This window comes from Rhodococcus sp. IEGM 1318, from assembly GCF_033142465.1.
Classification (GTDB): domain Bacteria; phylum Actinomycetota; class Actinomycetes; order Mycobacteriales; family Mycobacteriaceae; genus Rhodococcus_F; species Rhodococcus_F qingshengii_B.
On sequence record NZ_JAWLSC010000004.1, the window covers coordinates 362,331 to 379,161 of the forward strand.

The window sequence follows — 16,831 nt, forward strand, 5'->3', positions numbered from 1 at the left end:
GCGTGACGGGTACGGCAAACAGGTGGTGGTTGCTGTTTGCCGTACCCACAGCTCTGCTGGGAGTCCTCATCGCCTGGGGCCTCGCGAGTCCGTCGGGACCCGAATCGTCGAGCACTGTCCGCGTTCTCGCGATCGGATGCGGCTCGTTGACGCTCGGCATCGCGACGCTTGCCTGGATGGGCCGCAGTGAACGCCGCCCGGCGACAACCCCCGCGATCATGTGGACTCAGCTCACCGCGACGGCAGCGGTTTGGCTCGTCGCCGAGATCACGCTCCTCGTGCTCAATGCCGCAGCCGCAGACGGCGCCCCGGTCACCTCACTGACCATCGGGCACTTCGGCGCATTCGTCTCCGAGGTCAACGTCGGCCGCGTCGGTGTCGCGATCATCGCGTGCGCGTTTGCCGTGGTCTGTTACGGCATCTACGGGTTCACCAATCCCGAGACGGTGCCCGTCGCACCGGCATTGGTCGTCTCCGCGTTGGCGCTCGCTGCCCGCCCGATCACCGGGCACATGGCGCAGCAGAGCTTCGGATCGATCCTCGACGCCGTTCACGTCCTCGCTGCGGCCTTGTGGTTCGGCGTGCTCGCCGCACTCGCGCTTGCCGTACCGTCGCGCGGTGCCTGGGCGATCTGGTTGCCCAGGTACTCCGCCCTCGCCTGGCGATGTGTCCTCGCGTTGGTCGTCACCGGTATCGTCAACGCCGTCGTGCGACTCGACTCGCTCTCCGCCTTCTACGACACCGCTTACGGCCGGGTGATCCTCGCCAAGATCGTGGCGATCGCAATGCTCGTCGCACTGGGATGGTGGTGGCGCCGGACATGGGTGGTCGCAAGTGCTGCACACCGCATGAGTTCGGACGGATCCCTGCGCCGCGCCATCGGTGAAGTTGTCTTCATGGCCATCGCATTCGGGCTCGCCGCGGCCCTTGCGACAACTGCGTAAGACGTGCCTCAGCACAAGATTTCGTGACCCGCACATTTAACGTTTCACGTCGAGATTTAACCTCTACGTGAGTTTATTTTCCCAGCTTGCGGCGGTTTCCGGCCACCCTTAGCGTTGCTCGCATGACGGAGGCCCAACGCTCGTTTCTCGTCTGCGCTTCGCAGCGCAGTGGCAGTACTTTGCTGGTCGAATCCCTGCGAGCAACAGGGGTCGCGGGTGAGCCGGAAGAGTTCTTCCAGTACCTCCCCGAGACCTCGCGTTCGCCGCAACCGAGGCAGTGGTTCGAAGACGTCACGGACGAGTCCGTCCTGGGGCTGCTCGCCCCGTTCCACCCGGGTACGCCGGACACCCGCACCTCCGAGCAGTGGCGCACACAACTTCTCGAACTCGGCCGAACACCCAACGGAGTCTGGGGCGGCAAGCTGATGTGGAATCAGACACCGCTCCTGCTCGATCGCGCAGCCGGATTGCCGTGGCGCAGTGGGACAGATCTACGTTCCGCACTCCACGACACTCTCGATCACGACCTGCAGTTCATCCACGTCTATCGAGAAGATGTTGTCGCTCAGGCTGTATCGATGTGGCGAGCCGTGCAGACGCAGGTCTGGCGCGACGACGCGACCCCACCGAATCTCTCGGACGGTGCGCAGTACAACGCGCTCGGAATCGCACACCTGGTGACGATTCTCGGTGAGCAGGAACGACAGTGGAAGCGCTGGTTCGAGGAAGAGGACATCTCCCCCATCGAGATCGGGTTCCGCGATCTCACCGAAGACCCGCAGTCCGTGGTCGCAAAAACCCTCATTTCCCTCGGTCTCGACGGACAACTGGCCCCACCACCGCCGCTGCGTCGTCAGAGCGACGGACGCTCCCGCGAGTGGGTGCAGCGCTACCGCATCGACGCCGAACAGAACGGATACCCCGTCACATGAGCACCGTCACCGATGTCGTCGACGAACTCCGAGTTCTCGAATCCGAAGCGGTTCACATCATTCGAGAGGTGGTGGCAGAACTCGAAAGACCGGTACTGCTCTTCTCGGCCGGCAAGGACTCGATAGTCCTGCTTCGACTCGCCGAGAAGGCGTTTCGACCCTCCCCACTCCCTTTCCCCGTCCTACACGTCGACACCGGTCACAATTTCGAGGAAGTCATCGAATTTCGCGACCGCCGAATCAAGGAGGGCGGGCACACACTTCTGGTTGCTTCCGTTCAGGATTCGATCGACCAGGGTCGAGTGCAGGAGTCGACCGAGACCAGCGGATCGCGAAACCGCCTGCAGACCAGAACTCTGCTCGACGCTCTCGAAGGCGGGCGATTCGACGCCGCATTCGGCGGCGCCCGCCGGGACGAGGAACGCGCGCGAGCCAAGGAACGAGTCCTGAGCTTCCGTGACGAGTTCGGCCAGTGGGACCCTCGGGCGCAACGGGCCGAACCGTGGTCGCTCTACAACGGTCGGATCAGACGCGGAGAGTCCGTTCGTGTCTTCCCGCTGAGCAACTGGACAGAACTCGACATCTGGCGCTACATAGCCCAGGAGGAACTGGAACTGCCGCCCATCTATTTCGCGCACGAACGGCGGGTATTCGAGCGCGACGGAATGCTCCTCGCTGCTTCGGAATTCAGCACCGACGCCGAGAACGCCGCGGCAACGACCGAGTGGGTGCGATATCGAACCGTCGGCGATCTGACCATCACCGGCGCCGTTCGATCGCACGCCACCACCATCGACGACGTCGTCACCGAGATCTCGGCCGCGACGGTTTCCGAACGAGGCGAGACTCGCGCAGACGACCGAACCTCGGTCGCCGCGATGGAAGACCGAAAGCGTGAGGGCTACTTCTGATGACCACCACCATCACTCGCCAACTCCTTCGGCTGGCCACGGCGGGTAGCGTCGACGACGGCAAGAGCACGCTGATCGGCCGACTGTTGCACGACACCGACAGTCTGCCTACCGATCACCTCGATTCCGTGACCGACGAGCACGGTGTCGCCGACCTGGCTGCACTCTCCGACGGATTGCGCGCCGAGCGTGAACAGGGCATCACGATCGACGTCGCGTACCGATTCTTCTCCACTCCGACCAGAAGTTACGTACTCGCCGACACCCCGGGACACGAGCGCTACACGCGCAACATGTTCACCGGAGCATCCAACGCCCACGTAGCGGTCCTGCTGGTCGACGCGAGGACCGGCGTGCTGCGTCAGACGCGTCGACACGCCAGAATCGCAGCGCTACTGGGTGTTCCGAACCTTGTGGCCGTGGTGAACAAGATCGATCTGGTGGGCTTCGACGAAGCGAGATTCGCGCAGGTACAGGAAGAATTGCGGGTATTGGCACGCCAGCTCGGGCGAGGCGACGTACTTGCCATACCCGTCTCCGCGAAAGCCGGCGACAATGTCGTGACCCGCTCGGAGAACACCGAGTGGTACAACGGGCCGACACTTCTCGAATACCTCGAAGGCGTCGAACTCCATGCGCCCGCAACGCACATCGAGGAACTTCGGCTTCCCGTGCAGTGGGTTTCGCGCCCCGATCCGCAGAATCGGCGCCGGTACACCGGCCGAATTTCGGCGGGCACACTGAGCGTCGGGGACGAGGTAGTGGTGCTGCCGTCCGGATCGAAGAGCACCGTGATCAGCCTGGACACCCTCGACGACAACCGCAGTACTGCTGTTGCACCACTGTCGGTTTCGGTGGAACTGGCCGACGACATCGACGTCGGACGTGGCGACGTTCTGGTCAGCGGCGGTGCGCAGGCCCATTTGCCGGTTCTGGCCCGAGAACTCGAAGCCACGATCTGCTGGTTGTCGAACACTCCATTGCGAGCCGGCGATCGGATAGCGCTCAAACATACGTCCCGGACCGTGCGCGCGACGGTTCAAGAACTGCACACCCGACTCGACCCCGAGACGCTCGACGAGCAGGACAGCCCAGTCGAACTGGGGCTCAACGACATCGGAACGGTCACGCTCCGAACCAGTTCCGTGGTGGTCGCCGACACCTACGACCACAATCGGGACTCCGGCGCTTTCATTCTGATCGACGAGCAGAGCAACGACACCGTCGGCGCCGGCACCATTCTCGAGCCACGCGTTGTCGTTCCCGGTAAGCAGACCCGCAACGACATCAAGTGGCATCCGTCTTCACTCGAACGTCAGCGGCGGTGGGCGTCGACGACCCAGAAGGGCGCGACGATCTGGTTGACCGGCCTGCCTGCCTCCGGAAAATCCACCGTCGCCGTGGCTGTCGAACGTGCGCTGGTCGACGCGGGACGCACCGCGTATCTCCTGGACGGTGACAACGTCCGCCACGGTATCTCCGACGATCTCGGGTTCTCGCCGGGAGACCGGGCCGAGAACATCCGGCGCGTCGGGCATCTCACTCGGCTGTTCGCCGATGCCGGCGTCGTGGCCATCGCGTCGATGGTCTCACCGCTGCGTTCGGATCGAGCAATTGCGCGTGCTCTCAACGAAGCTGCCGGGCTCACCTTCCTCGAAGTTGCCGTCACCACTCCCGTCGAAGAATGCGAACGCCGAGATCCCAAGGGCCTGTACGCGCGTGCGCGGGCCGGTGAACTGAAGGGGCTCACCGGAATCGACGCACCGTACGAGACTCCGGAGGACCCGGACCTGGCTTTCGACACGACAGGCGCTGACATCAACGAACTGGTCGGGCGGGTCATCGCATTGTTGGAGGAGCGCGAAACCGGTAGGCCCTAGGGGTTTTCGGTGTCCGACTCGAGGTAACCGCGGTCCGCACTGTAGGCGGACCGCACGTTGGGTCGGACACCGATCTTCTCGAGGTACGCCGCCATGCGATGCACCGCCATCGCGCTTCCCAATGCCTCGTCCGGGAGACGATCATCCGTTTCGGCGCGCCACGTGTGAAGCTGCGAGGACAATTCCGCCTGTATTGCCGAGACTTCCGGTCGATCGATCAGATTGATCTTCTCGTCGGGGTCGGCACGGAGGTCGTACAGCTCCCGGGGTGCGCGTACCGCCAGATGCTCGGTGCCGAGCGCCTTTCCGGAAAGACTGTCCTCGATGTCGAGCGGTAGATCCAGAGCGGGGCGGACGGCGTAGTTCTCGATGTAGCTGTAGTCCTTGGTACGCACCGCGCGAATGGGATCGAAACTGTCGTGAAAGGTCTTCTCCGTGAACAAGGAGGTTCGGACAGGTTCGGACGGCTCGGTTCCACGATCGACGAGGGCATCGGCGTGCGAGCGCCCTTCCACCTCGGTGGGGACATCGATACCGAGGAGATCGAGAATGGTCGGAACAAGATCCACACCGCTGAACAGTGTCTCGTATTCCTTTCCGCCACTGCGATACCGAGCCGGAGGCCGAGCGATCAACGCAATCCCGGTGCCCGGTGCGTAGAGCGTCGACTTGGCACGTGGGAACGCGGCGCCGTGATCGGTGAGGAAGAAGACCCACGTGTTCTCGTCGAGCCCCTCTTCCTCGAGCGTCCCGAGCAGATCACCCACCGCGGCGTCGGCTACCTCTACGCTGCCGTGGAATTCGGCCAGGTCCTCGCGTACCTGCGGCACGTCGGGAAGATATCCGGGCACCTCCAGCGCTGCGGTGTCCGCCGGGGTATAGCGATCGGCCGGGTACGGCCGATGCGTTTCGAAGAACCCCGTGGTGAGAAGGAAAGGCTCGGGCGGGAAGCGTCGTAGCCAGTTCTGGGCGCGCGGAACCACGTAGTCGCAGAACGAGTTCGTGACGTCGTACTCGTGATAGCCAAGCCGCTTCGGGTACGCAGTCTCGTGCTGCATGCCGAAGAGCGAGGTGTACCAACCGTTGTCGGAGAGGATCTGCGGAAGCGTCTGCACCTCAGCGTGGTACTCCCAGCCGTGGTGCGCCAACCCGATCAGACCGTTGTTGTGCGGATACCTGCCCGAGAAGAGAGAACCGCGCGAAGGTGAGCACAGCGGCGCCGTCGCGTGTGCGTCGGTGAACCGGATGCCCTCTGCCGCCAGCCGGTCCAGGTTGGGGCTGTTGACCCCGGCGACACCGTAACTCGCGAGGTGTCGGCCCAGGTCGTGCCAATGAATGATCAGGACGTTATCTCGCGCAGCCGACACGTGGGCAAGGCTAGTTGCCCTGCCCACGTGCGGCAACAGCTCGAATCAGCAGGATCTCAACTGTTTCTGCCGAGCTGCCTGATCCAGGCGCGGGTGTCGGCGGGATCGATGACATCGTCCAGTTCGAACGTGGTCGCCGCCATCAGCGCCTTGCCCTGTGCGTAGGCCAGTTCCACGAACTGACCGAACAGAGTTTCCCGAGCCTCCGGGTCTTCGACGGATTCGAGTTCCTTACGGAAACCGAGGCGCACGGCACCTTCCAGACCCATCGGCCCGATCTCGCCGGTCGGCCACGCCACCGTGAACTCGGGTGCGTGGAAGGAACCACCGGCCATCGCCATGGCGCCCAACCCGTAACCCTTGCGCAGGATGATCGTTCCGAACGGCACCGTGAGGCGAGCACCGGCAACGAAGAATCTGCCGAACCTTCGGACCGTCGCCTCCTCCTCCGAGTCCGGACCCACCATGAATCCCGGTGTGTCGCAAAGGGTCACCAGAGGAATGCGGTGCGCTTCCAGCAGTTCCAGGAAATCCGAAGCCTTGTCCGAGGCTTCCGCGTCGATCGCTCCGCCGAGATGCTCACTGCTGTTCGCCAGCACACCGTACGGAACTCCTTCGACACGAACGAGTGCCGTCACTACACCGCGACCGTAATCTCGACGCAGTTCCAGGACGCTGTCGACGTCCGCGATCGCCTCGATCGCTCCACGAACGTCGTACGAGCGCAGACGATTCTCCGGGACCACGTGCCGGGAGAGCCGCGGATCCGGAGCCGTCCACGCCTGGCTCGCGCCCTGGAAGTAGCCGAGGTACTGCTTGGCCAGCGCCACCGCATGAGCGTCGTCGTCAGCCACCAGGTGTACGACGCCGTTACGGCGCTGCACGTCGATGGGGCCGATGTCCTCGGGGCGGAAGTTTCCGAGCCCGCCGCCCTCGACCATGGCAGGGCCGCCCATGCCGATGTTGGCGTCGGGCGTCGCGATCAGCACGTCGCAGGCACCGGCCAGGGCCGCGTTGCCCGCGAAACAACGACCGGACACGACAGCGACCATGGGCACCCGCCCGCTCAGCGCCGCCATCGCGCGGAAGGTCCCCAGTTCCAGGCCCGCTCCCGCCCCTGCATCGGTGTCACCGGGGCGACCGCCGCCACCTTCCGCGAACAGCACTACCGGAACCCGCTTGCGATCGGCGATCTCGAGCAGGCGGTCGGTCTTGGCGTGATTGCGCATGCCCTGGGTACCGGCCAGCACCGAGTAGTCGTACGAGATCACGACGCTCTCGCCGCCGCTGATGGTCGCCACTCCGCCGATCAGACCGTCAGCAGGAGTGTTGGCGATCAAGTCTTCCTCGCTTCGCCGACTGCGCTGCGCAGCCAGTGCGAGAGCGCCGTACTCGACCAGGCTGTCGTCGTCGACCAGGTCGTAGACGTTCTCGCGAGCAGTCCGCCGCCCCAGCTTGTGGCGCTTCGCCACTGCCGCGGGCCGCGCCGCATCCAGGGTCACCTCGTGGCGAGCGATGATCTCCGCCAGATCGGGACGTACGTCGTCGAGGTCCACCTCGTCGACCTCGGCGAGCTTCGATCCCGCGCTTGCGCTACGGACGACGAGCAACGGTTCGCCCGCACTCACCGATCTCCCCGGTGACGACAGGATCCGGACCACTTCGAGGTCACCGGGCGCCGAGAGAACATGCTGCATTTTCATCGCTTCGAGGACGGCAACCTGGCCACCCGCATGGACGCCGTCACCGACTGCGGCAAGTTCGACGACGATTCCCGCCATCTGTGCACGGACCACGTCCTCGTCCGGCGCGATGTCCACACTCGCGGAGGGAGCTTGTGGGCCCGCTTCGGGAACGAGGTCCGCCAATCGAGAACCCAACCAGTCGACGTCGACCAGGCCGTCGCGGAAGTCCTTGTCCGACAGTAGTGCCTGCAGGAATTCGAGGTTGGTCGCCACGCCGTCGATGGTGAACTCACTCAAAGCAGCAATCGACTTGCGCACAGCGGCAGGGAAATCCGATCGACGCGTGTGGGTGACGACCTTCGCCAGCAGCGAATCGTAACGCGCACTCGGCGAGAGTCCGACCGTACCGAAGGTGTCCACTCGCACGCCGGGCCCGCCCGGAGGACTGAAGTTTTCGAGCGTGCCGGACGACGGCAGCGCATTGCCGTCCGGCGTCATGGTTTCCATGTTGACGCGGGCCTGTATCGCGATCCCCGACGCCGACGCCACGGATCCGACTGTCTCCGATACCTTCTCGACGGCGGTAATTCCGGTTGGCAGGTCCAGGTCCTCGAACTGAACCCCGTCCGCGATCGCGAGTTGCACGGCGACGAGGTCGATTCCGGTGACCTCCTCGGTCACCGTGTGCTCCACCTGAATTCGGGGATTGACTTCGAGGAAGACGAACCCGCGTTCCTCGACCAGGAACTCGACCGTCGCGATGCCTCGATAGCCGACCTCGGCGCACAGCCTTGCGGCCGCAGCGTGAAGACGCTCGCGCAGGGCCCCCGACAGCCCCTGCGCGGGCGCAACCTCGATCAACTTCTGATGCCGACGTTGGACGCTGCAATCACGGTCACCCAGAGCGAGCGCGTGGGTTCCGCCTTGCCCCGGCGCCGCCACGATCTGCACTTCGATGTGCCGAGCGTGCTCACTGAGTACCTCGGCGAACAGTGCCGAACTGCCGAATCCCGACTGGGCTTCGGTCGCACACACACGGTACGCGTCGTCGAGCGCTTTCGGGTCGCGCACCGCACGCATGCCGCGGCCACCGCCGCCGCTGAGCGCCTTGATCATGATGCCGCGGGAGTTGCGCTCGAAGAATTCACGCACCTCGTCGAGGTCGGCGTTCGCCGATGTCGACGGTAGGACCGGTACGCCGGAGTCGACAGCCGCAGTGCGAGCACTGGCCTTGTCGCCGAAAGTCCGGAGAACCTGGGCGTCCGGGCCGACGAAGACGATGCCCGCCTCGGTGCACGCCTGCGCGAATTCGGCATTCTCACTGAGGAATCCGTAGCCCGGGTGCACGTGCGTGGCGCCCGTTTCGGCCGCGATCTTCAGCAATGTGCTCTGATCCAGGTACGCGGATGCGCCCGACGCTCCGAGCGGCACCGACTCCGTGGCCGCCGCGACGTGCGGACTGGACGCGTCGTCCTCGGCGTAAACCGACACCGTTTCGATCCCGAGTTCACGGGCAGTTCGAATGATCCGCAGCGCAATTTCGCCGCGGTTCGCAATCAGCAGTCTCACTTGTCCCCCTGAGTGCGCTCGAACAGATCGCCCTTGCGCACCTTTCCTGTTGCAGTCATCGGAAGCGCCTCGAGCACTTCCACTTCGGGCACCTTGTACGTAGCCATGTTCTCCTTGGCCCACGAGACGATCTCGTCGGCCGCGGTGTCGGAACCCTCGACCAGCTGGACAAACGCAAAAGCCACCTGCCCCTTGTCCTGGTCCGGTTTCGGTACCACCGCAGCCTTTTCGATCGCGGGATGCAGCATCAGCAGCGCTTCCACCTCGGAGGGGAAGACACTCATGCCGTTGGTCTTGATCATTTCCTTGTTTCGCGCCAGGTAGTGCAAACCACCACGCTCACTGAACTTTCCGACATCGCCGGTCTGCAACCAGCCGTCACGAATGGCGTCGGCGGTGGCAGCCTCGTTGCGGTAGTACGCGGAAAGGATCGACGGACTGCGCACGATGATCTGTCCGTGCTCGCCGACGGGAACCGGCCTGCCGTCGTGATCGACGATCAGAACGTCGGTACCGGGCACCGGAATTCCGCAGAACACCGGCTCGCTTTTCAAGTCGTAGTCGCCGTCCTGGAAACCGAGAGTGATCGTGTCCGCGGTGTGGGTTTCGGTCATGCCGTAGCTCGCTTCGCGCAGAACACCGCCGGTAGCCTCGCGCCACCGCTGGCGCGTGGCCGGATCGAGTTTGAGAACAAACGAGACTGCCATGGCGTTCTGGAGTGTCGAGAGATTTCGCTCCGAGAACCCTGATGTGTCCATCAGTTCGACGTAATTGTCGACGGTTCCGACCAGCGAGGTCACACCGTAGGTCTCGACCGCGTCGAGCGTGGTCTCCGCATCCCAACGATTCAGCAGGACAACGGTTCCGCCGTTGACGAGCGGAACCAGAATGCCGAAGTCCTCACCCGCGATCCAGAAGATCGGCAGAAACACCAGCGATACCGGCGGATTGGCACCCACCTGGTCACCACCGGCAAGGGTCGCGGTGGCCGCGGTGTAAACCATGTGGCGCTGAGTGTGCTCACAGCCCTTGGGCATTCCCGTCGTTCCGCCCGTGTAGTTCAGGGCGGCGAGGGAATCGAGTTCGGTGGCAACGGGAGTCGCCCGCTCACTGGTGATGATCGACTGCCAGTCGCTCAGGCGCGGATCGTCGACCTCGAAGGGCAGTTCGACGGTGGGGATCGCAGTCAGCATGTCCGATACTGCGGTCTTCGCGACGTGTTCGAGTGAAGTCTGCGAGCGAACCTTCTTCACCAGCTTCGAGAAAGTGTTCTGCGTGAGAAGGACCGTCACGCCCGCATCGTTGAGTTCGTGAATCAATTCGTGTTCACGGAAGAGGGGATTGATCGGCACGTGAACCGCACCGACCTTCAGAATGCCGAGCATCGCGATGTGGAACTGCGGGCAGTTGACCAGGTGAACGCCGACGCGATCGCCGCGTTTGACGCCCAGCGAAAGCAGCCATCCGGCAAAACGATCCGAAAGCTCGTCGTACTCGGCGTACGTGATGACGCGGCCGTAGAAGACGATTGCGGGAGTATCCGGCCGCTCGAGCGCCCAATGCCGCAAGTAGTCGACAAGTCCCCCGCCTTCGAGCGGATACTCGACGGAGCGGGGAATCCCGGCGGGCCAATGCGCCTGCTGCAGCGCAGTGATTTCCGCCAGAGCCGCTTCGAGCACGTCTTGTTCTGCCACCGATCACTCCATTCGTAAAAGAAATCTATTTCGACTCTTCGAACCCGATCAACCGTTCGGACATCGTCGTCATATTTGCAATGAACTGGTTCTGCTCTTCGACACTCGCCTTACTCAGTCGTGCTCCACCGGCCATCTGTGCGTCCGAGATCATCTGAACGAGCACCGGGGGCGAAACGCAGGGATCTACATCGTGAACCTGTCGAATACGTTCGACGAAGCGTACGTAGCGGCTCACGAGCTTTTCGCGAACTGCTGACCAACTGCGCTCGACCTCGGAATCCACCCGCGCCCGGTGCTCGATCACCGCGAGCAGGTCCCCGTAGGTGTACACGGCCGTGATGAACGCCGACGTGGTCGTTCTGAGAACTTCGCGTAGATCCTCGGCCGCTGGCCCCTCCATGTGCTGGGCGTCGAGAAACCGTCGGCACATCATTTCGGCGACGGCACGAAAGACCTCGTCCTTCGACGAGAAGTACGCGTAGAAGGTCGCTCGGGACACATCAGCCCTGGTGGTGATGGTCTCGACGGTCACGGCGTCGTATCCGAGTTCGCCGAAACAGAAAGCAGCGGTGTCGAGCAGGCCGGCCCGACGTGGACCGTCCCCGAGCTTGCGGGCTGTCCGCGCTCGCTCCTGCGTTTCGCTGGTGGTCACCGTCACAGTGTGTGTTGACGTTGACGTCAATGTCAAGAATTGCGGCATCCTCGCCGCCGTTCTCGTCGGCTCAGTCGCGAAGATGGGCGAGAAGAAAATCGTCTCCCGGATCACCCGTGGGGCCGGCGACATGGTCGGCCCGGCGATCGTCGTCGTGGTGATCGGTGCGGCAGCGGTATTCGAGTAGTTCAGGCGTGGTGGGCCTCGCGTGCCGCCGTCTCCAGACGGTCGTTGTACTCGGCCCACCACGCCTCATCACCGGGAGCCAGGTTGTTGGCGCCCGCTTTCATCCCCGCGGCGCCGTCGATCAGCTCCCGCACGATGTCCGCGTGGCCGGCGTGCCGATGAAGCTCGGCGACAACGTGAACGAGTATCTGATGCAACGTGACGTCCCGCCGATTCTCCGGCCAGGGCTTCACGAAGCCGGGGGCATCCAGATCGTTCTCTTCGATCGTGACATCGGCGAAAGCCCAGGTGCGGCGATAGGTTTCGACGATGTCGGCACTGGACTCATCGGCGCGGGCCCACATGTCGACGTTGAGTTCCTCCGAACGCAACCACGCCGGTAGATCGGGAACCCGACGGCCGAACGTCGGACCGAAATACCCGAGCTCGACGCCGATCATGTGTTTGACCAGTCCCAACAAGTTGGTCCCTGTCCGGGTCATCGGACGCCGAATGTCATACTCCGACAGCCCGTCGAGCTTCCAGACGAGCGCGTCACGTGCTGCCTGCAGGTACCGCTGAAGATCTTCCTTTTCCGAGTTGGTGGTCATGAAACCAACCTAAACCGAGTGGAGCAGACATTGACAGCGGTGGAGGATCTGACCGAGGTTGCATCCCGGGCCGTCGCCGCCGAGCGTGATGCCCGGTCGGTGCGCTGGCACAACCCGGCAGCCGTCCGCAAGGCTGCCGCGTCCGTGCGTGATTCGCTCGACGACGAACGATCAGCGCTGAGCCGACCGTCGTACAGCGGTTTGTCGCCGTCGCCGCACATGGCTCGCCAACTCGAACTGATCACGACGTTGCAGCCGCCGCTGCCCGCCGACGCCGGCATCAGCACCGCCGCGCAGGCCGAGGCCGACGCCGTTGCCGCGGTGACCACCGCACGGATAGCCTTGCGCGCCGCCCACCTTGCGGTTCTCGAAGCACGCGTCGCCGCGCTCGATGCCGGAGACACCGATACCATCGCCGCCGCGATCCGCGGTTACGTCCCGCTGAACTCGGGCAACCCCGTCGTCCGGCATGTGCAGGACCTCGGCTCCCGGATACGTGAGGAAGCACGGCACGTCGTGGGTGGCAAGCCTCGGTCGATCGCGTTTCGGCTGGGGCTGAGCCTCGGAATGGGCTTGGCGTACCTGGCATTCATTCGCCTCTTCCAGTGGGACGCCAAGGAAGATCGACTGCCTTACCTTGCGCTGTACGCACTCTCGGGTGTGGTCGGAAGCGTCGTGTGCACCAATGCGCTCAGCTTCGACGCCGGCCGCGTCCGTGCTGCTTTGTCCGGCGGAACCAGGCTCTGGCACGTCCTCGTCGCGAAGAATGCGATGATGCTGCTTCTCGTCGGCAGCGCCGGGTTCCTGCTCAGTGCCATCCTCGCGTGGCGCTCCGGAAGCAGTGCTGATCTGGTGAAGGCGTGCGGTCAGGTACTGACCATGATCCTGCTGTGGCTCGGCGTCGCCAACGTGATGTCCGTGGCCTTGCCGCTGCGGGCCGAACCGATGACGGCGAGGCGCCACGACGGCACGTGGAAGCAGTTCCTGCTGTCCTTCGTCATCTCGTACGGTGTCGGACTGATCGTCAATCTGATGCTCTACTGGCGAGTCTGGGCGAAGACGACGCTGCTCGAGCAGATGGGCGGTCCGTGGATTCCGGTCCTGTTGCTCCTCGCGAGCGCGGCCGCGACGTGGCTGTTGCTGACCGTCCTGGCCGTACTCCTGGCCGAGCAACCACGCTTCCGGCGAGCCTTACAACGGGAGATGGTGGTTTACCGCGAAGAAACCAACCACTTGCAGGCGACCATTCAGCACAATTCCGGCTAATGTAACCGTGCGTGGCTGATCCGGGCACGCCGCGAGTACACGCAGTGTCGAGGAAGGCGTGACCCATGATGTCCGTAAAGCCTGGCGCAGCCGATACGTCGGCCGCCGTAACCACCGCCTCCTGGCTACCACTGATCGTGGTGGTCCTCACGCAGATTCAGGCGTCGTTCGCCGTCAATGCGCTGACCGTCTCGATGGCCGGCATCACCACCGATCTCGACACTCCTGCAACAAGTGTCGGCACCGCGATCACCGCAGGCACCTTTGCCATGGCTGCCTTCATTCTGCTGGGCGCCAAGATCGGCGCCCGCTACGGGACGCGTTTGGTCTTCCAGATTGCCGTCGCGATTCACGGTCTCGCGATGGCTGCGGTCGCTCTGAGCCAGAGCCCGGCAATGCTGTTCGTGGCGCAAGCCGCGTCCGGCGCCGTGATCGCTCTCATCGCCCCCGCGTTGACGGTTTTCATCGCCACGAACTTCAATGGCGATCAGCAGGCAAAGGCCATCGGTTACCTGGCAGCAGCAATCCCCGCAGCCGGTGTGCTGGCACTACTCATCGCCGGTTCCTTCGCGACGACCATCGGGTGGCGTTACTCCTTCGCCCTCGTCGTGGCGCTCGCCGTGGTCAACCTGGTCCTGAGCTTCCGTGTCAAACCTGTTCCCCCGCAGAAGGACATCACCATCGATTGGGCCGGCGCCGCACTGGCTGCCGTTGCCGTCATCCTGCTCAGCTTCGGTTTCAGCGGCCTGAACTCGTGGGGCGTCATCCTGGCCACCGACGCTGCGCCGTTCTCGGTCATCGGTGTTTCACCCGCGGCCATCCTGATAGTCCTCGGCACCATCTGCGCGCAGGGATTCTTCCAGTGGACGCGAAGTCGCAAGGCGCAGAACAAGCCTCAGCTCTTCAATCTCGACGTCCTCAAGACCGGCGCCGAGCGCGCCACCACGATTTGCATGGCGACGATGATGTTCGTGGGAACCGCGGCCAACTTCCTCATTCCGCTGTACATGCAGATCATCCAGGGCCGCAGCAGCTTGCAGACGTCGTTCTCGATCATCCCGTACACACTCTCGATCTTCATCGCGAGCACCGTCGTCGCGCGCCTGTACAAGACGTACTCCCCGCGTCTGATCGCACGAGCCGGGTTCGTCGTTGTTGCCGCTGGACTCATCCTGTTGGCCTTCACCATTCGTGGTGACTGGCATCAGATCTTTGTTGTCATCGGCCTGATCACCCTCGGCCTCGGGCAGGGCGCCATCGTTGCGCTGGTGTTCAACACCCTCCTCACCGCAGCTCCCAAGGAACTGGCCGGTGACGTCGGTGCCTGGCGAGGACTGGTACACAACATGTCCGGCAGCGTCGGCATCGCGGTGGCCAGCGTGTTCGCCGTCGGAATCCTGGGTACCCTCGTCAGCTCGCAGCTGATCGACAACCCCATCATCCCGGCATCCCTCAAGGTCGAGTCAGGGATCAATCTCGACCAGGTCAACTTCGTCCCCAACGATCAACTCGTCGTGACGCTCGAAAACACCTCCGCGACACAGGCACAGATCGACGAAGCCATCCGGATCAACACCGAAGCGCGCCTGCGCGCACTGCGAACCTCGCTGCTCGTACTCGCCGGGCTCTCTCTGCTCGCCATCATTCCGGCCGGGCGCATGCCCAACGAAGTACCTGCTCTGGAAGAACCGCAACCCACGAAGGGCAAGAAGTAACCGATGTCCAACCAAGACCAATTCGGTCCGATCGAGTACGTTGCCGTCGAGTTTCCCGGCGGTGCACCGACCTCCGCGGGATTCGAGCAGCTGCTCGCTCTCGTCGACTCCGGAGTGATCCGCATCCTCGACCTCGAGTTCGTCACCAAAGCCGCCGACGGATCGGTATCCGTCGTACCCGCGTCCACCTTCGAACTCGCAGATTTCGATTTGGCGCAGTTCGACGGCGCTGCCTCCGGACTGCTCGACGCCGGCGACATCGCTGCCGTTGGTGAAGAGTTGGCTGCCGGAAGTGTTGCCGCCGTACTCGTCTACGAGGAACTGGCAATACTGCCGGTCATCGAGGCCTGGACCCGCAGCGGCGCAAAGGTTGTCACCGAAGGTCACCTGAGCGTGGACGAACTAGCTGCTGCACTGGACAACACCGCACCGGATACCACGGAGAAGGACGCATGAGTTTCTTGAGGCGAGCCGGCCGGGTAGCCGTCGCAAGCTCCATTCACGGCAATGTTCAGCGCCGTCAGCGGACCCGTTGGGCTGCCGAAGATCAGGCCCGCGCAGCGCAGGTCCAGCCGGTGCCGCCGATTCCCGATCTACCGCCCCTCCCGCCGCAGGCAGCTCCGGCAGAATCGGAAATGTCGATGGACGCGAAGCTCGAACAGCTCACCAAGCTGGGCGAACTCAAGAATGCCGGCGTATTGACGGAGGCCGAGTTCGAGACCCAGAAGGCGCGCATCCTCGGCTGAACTAGCTGGGCCGCCCGAGTGCAAAAGCCATGACGGGAAGCTGCGTCGTCGCGAGATTCAACAGAGATACCACTCGCGCATCCGTGAATCCTGCGATGGCGCAGCCCACAAGTCTCATCGCCTCGGTCACAAGGTACAGATTCTGAACCAGCACACCGGCATCCACGTGCATCGTGCGGTAGTGCCGCATCGCGTACTTCTCGAGCGGCGCTTCCACGTTCGCGACGACAAACAGAAGAACCGGGAACACGTCGACGAACTCGGGCTGGAGAAGGCTCGCTCGAAGGTTTCCTTGTACGTCACCCGGCCGGACGGCCTCAGCACGGCCTTCCTGGATGTACCGGTACACCCCGGCTCCAAGCGAGTGTCCGGGTTGGCTGACAACAAACGACAGCGTCAGTTCGCGCATCCCACCGGCCGTCGGGCTGCTGACCAGACTGTGGTGCAGCACATTTGAAAGTTCATCGATTCCCAAAGCATCTTGCGCTGGGTTGTAGTGGCTCCGTCGTGCCTGCAAGATATCCGGAAAGTCCCGGGCCGGCAGTGGCGTCGGCGCCGGTAATTCAACGAACTCAGACGTCACCGGGGGCAGTGCGCCCTCGTCGAACGGTAGCTCCGACGGAGCCACCGTCCGGTCAAGCGCAGCATGCAGCGATACGACGGCCTCGACCCGCTCGAGGGCGGTCAAGAC

General features: G+C 63.7%; 15 protein-coding genes. 9 read left to right on the forward strand and 6 right to left on the reverse strand.

The genetic code is table 11. From position 1 onward, the window contains the following. Positions 1-2: 2 nt before the first annotated feature. The 4 genes from R4P65_RS12600 (at position 3) to cysC (ending at position 4,667) form a co-directional block, all read left to right on the forward strand. On the forward strand, positions 3-944 hold the full coding sequence (locus tag R4P65_RS12600) for a copper resistance D family protein (protein WP_317826723.1): 942 nt from the start codon (positions 3-5) through the stop codon (positions 942-944). Between the two features lie 122 nt (positions 945-1,066). After that, positions 1,067-1,876, forward strand: a complete 810-nt coding sequence (stf0, locus tag R4P65_RS12605) for a trehalose 2-sulfotransferase (RefSeq protein ID WP_019746329.1) — start codon at positions 1,067-1,069, stop codon at positions 1,874-1,876. Then, positions 1,873-2,787, forward strand: a complete 915-nt coding sequence (gene cysD / locus R4P65_RS12610; protein WP_019746328.1) for a sulfate adenylyltransferase subunit CysD — start codon at positions 1,873-1,875, stop codon at positions 2,785-2,787. Before stf0 ends, cysD begins: the two co-directional genes overlap by 4 nt. Next, positions 2,787-4,667, forward strand: a complete 1,881-nt coding sequence (gene cysC, locus R4P65_RS12615) for an adenylyl-sulfate kinase (protein ID WP_134998616.1) — start codon at positions 2,787-2,789, stop codon at positions 4,665-4,667. The genes cysD and cysC overlap by 1 nt, the downstream gene beginning before the upstream one ends. Here cysC and R4P65_RS12620 read toward each other — a convergent pair. From R4P65_RS12620 to R4P65_RS12635, 4 genes are read right to left on the reverse strand one after another with little or no spacing between them, the layout of a single operon-like run. Beyond that, entirely contained in the window at positions 4,664-6,034 is a 1,371-nt protein-coding gene (locus tag R4P65_RS12620; RefSeq protein ID WP_020905704.1) for a sulfatase, read from the reverse strand. The two genes, cysC and R4P65_RS12620, sit on opposite strands and share 4 nt — an antisense overlap. A gap of 56 nt (positions 6,035-6,090) precedes the next feature. Further along, positions 6,091-9,288, reverse strand: a complete 3,198-nt coding sequence (locus R4P65_RS12625) for a carboxyl transferase domain-containing protein (protein WP_317826724.1) — start codon at positions 9,286-9,288, stop codon at positions 6,091-6,093. Next, the gene (locus R4P65_RS12630; RefSeq protein WP_317826725.1) at positions 9,285-10,982 is read right to left on the reverse strand and encodes an AMP-binding protein; all 1,698 of its coding nucleotides are present in this window, start codon (positions 10,980-10,982) and stop codon (positions 9,285-9,287) included. The genes R4P65_RS12625 and R4P65_RS12630 overlap by 4 nt, the downstream gene beginning before the upstream one ends. 25 nt (positions 10,983-11,007) lie before the next feature. Further along, positions 11,008-11,643, reverse strand: coding sequence for a helix-turn-helix domain-containing protein (locus tag R4P65_RS12635; RefSeq protein ID WP_317826726.1), 636 nt, complete (start codon positions 11,641-11,643; stop codon positions 11,008-11,010). Position 11,644: 1 nt separating this feature from the next. Between R4P65_RS12635 and R4P65_RS12640 the strand changes: the two genes are divergently transcribed. Beyond that, positions 11,645-11,824: a hypothetical protein gene (locus R4P65_RS12640; RefSeq protein WP_060938715.1), complete on the forward strand. Its 180-nt coding sequence runs from the start codon at positions 11,645-11,647 to the stop codon at positions 11,822-11,824. Between the two features lies 1 nt (position 11,825). Here the strand turns inward: R4P65_RS12640 and R4P65_RS12645 are convergent, their stop codons facing one another. Beyond that, the gene (locus R4P65_RS12645; RefSeq protein ID WP_317826727.1) at positions 11,826-12,413 is read right to left on the reverse strand and encodes a DinB family protein; all 588 of its coding nucleotides are present in this window, start codon (positions 12,411-12,413) and stop codon (positions 11,826-11,828) included. A gap of 18 nt (positions 12,414-12,431) precedes the next feature. On the opposite strand from R4P65_RS12645, the gene R4P65_RS12650 reads away from it, so the two are divergent. The 4 genes from R4P65_RS12650 (at position 12,432) to R4P65_RS12665 (ending at position 16,140) form a co-directional block, all read left to right on the forward strand. Beyond that, complete coding sequence (locus tag R4P65_RS12650; protein ID WP_317558968.1) at positions 12,432-13,679, forward strand: hypothetical protein; 1,248 nt, start codon at positions 12,432-12,434, stop codon at positions 13,677-13,679. Between the two features lie 65 nt (positions 13,680-13,744). Next, positions 13,745-15,394, forward strand: coding sequence for an MFS transporter (locus R4P65_RS12655; protein ID WP_317826728.1), 1,650 nt, complete (start codon positions 13,745-13,747; stop codon positions 15,392-15,394). A gap of 3 nt (positions 15,395-15,397) precedes the next feature. Beyond that, positions 15,398-15,850, forward strand: a complete 453-nt coding sequence (locus R4P65_RS12660; RefSeq protein ID WP_021342374.1) for a DUF6325 family protein — start codon at positions 15,398-15,400, stop codon at positions 15,848-15,850. Continuing rightward, positions 15,847-16,140 carry an SHOCT domain-containing protein gene (locus R4P65_RS12665; protein ID WP_019746316.1) on the forward strand — a complete coding sequence of 98 codons (294 nt, stop codon included), beginning with the start codon at positions 15,847-15,849 and terminating at the stop codon, positions 16,138-16,140. Before R4P65_RS12660 ends, R4P65_RS12665 begins: the two co-directional genes overlap by 4 nt. Position 16,141: 1 nt before the next feature. Here R4P65_RS12665 and R4P65_RS12670 read toward each other — a convergent pair whose 3' ends face one another. Next, positions 16,142-16,828, reverse strand: coding sequence for a SagB family peptide dehydrogenase (locus R4P65_RS12670; protein WP_317826729.1), 687 nt, complete (start codon positions 16,826-16,828; stop codon positions 16,142-16,144). Positions 16,829-16,831: the final 3 nt, after the last annotated feature.

Excerpts from the sequence above, each read along its gene's own strand:
- stf0 (WP_019746329.1), top strand. The coding sequence starts at position 1,067 with ATGACGGAGGCCCAACGCTCGTTTCTCGTCTGCGCTTCGCAGCGCAGT.
- cysD (WP_019746328.1), top strand. The coding sequence starts at position 1,873 with ATGAGCACCGTCACCGATGTCGTCGACGAACTCCGAGTTCTCGAATCC.
- cysC (WP_134998616.1), top strand. The coding sequence starts at position 2,787 with ATGACCACCACCATCACTCGCCAACTCCTTCGGCTGGCCACGGCGGGT.
- R4P65_RS12645 (WP_317826727.1), bottom strand. The coding sequence starts at position 12,413 with ATGACCACCAACTCGGAAAAGGAAGATCTTCAGCGGTACCTGCAGGCA.
- R4P65_RS12655 (WP_317826728.1), top strand. The coding sequence starts at position 13,745 with ATGATGTCCGTAAAGCCTGGCGCAGCCGATACGTCGGCCGCCGTAACC.
- R4P65_RS12660 (WP_021342374.1), top strand. The coding sequence starts at position 15,398 with ATGTCCAACCAAGACCAATTCGGTCCGATCGAGTACGTTGCCGTCGAG.
- R4P65_RS12665 (WP_019746316.1), top strand. The coding sequence starts at position 15,847 with ATGAGTTTCTTGAGGCGAGCCGGCCGGGTAGCCGTCGCAAGCTCCATT.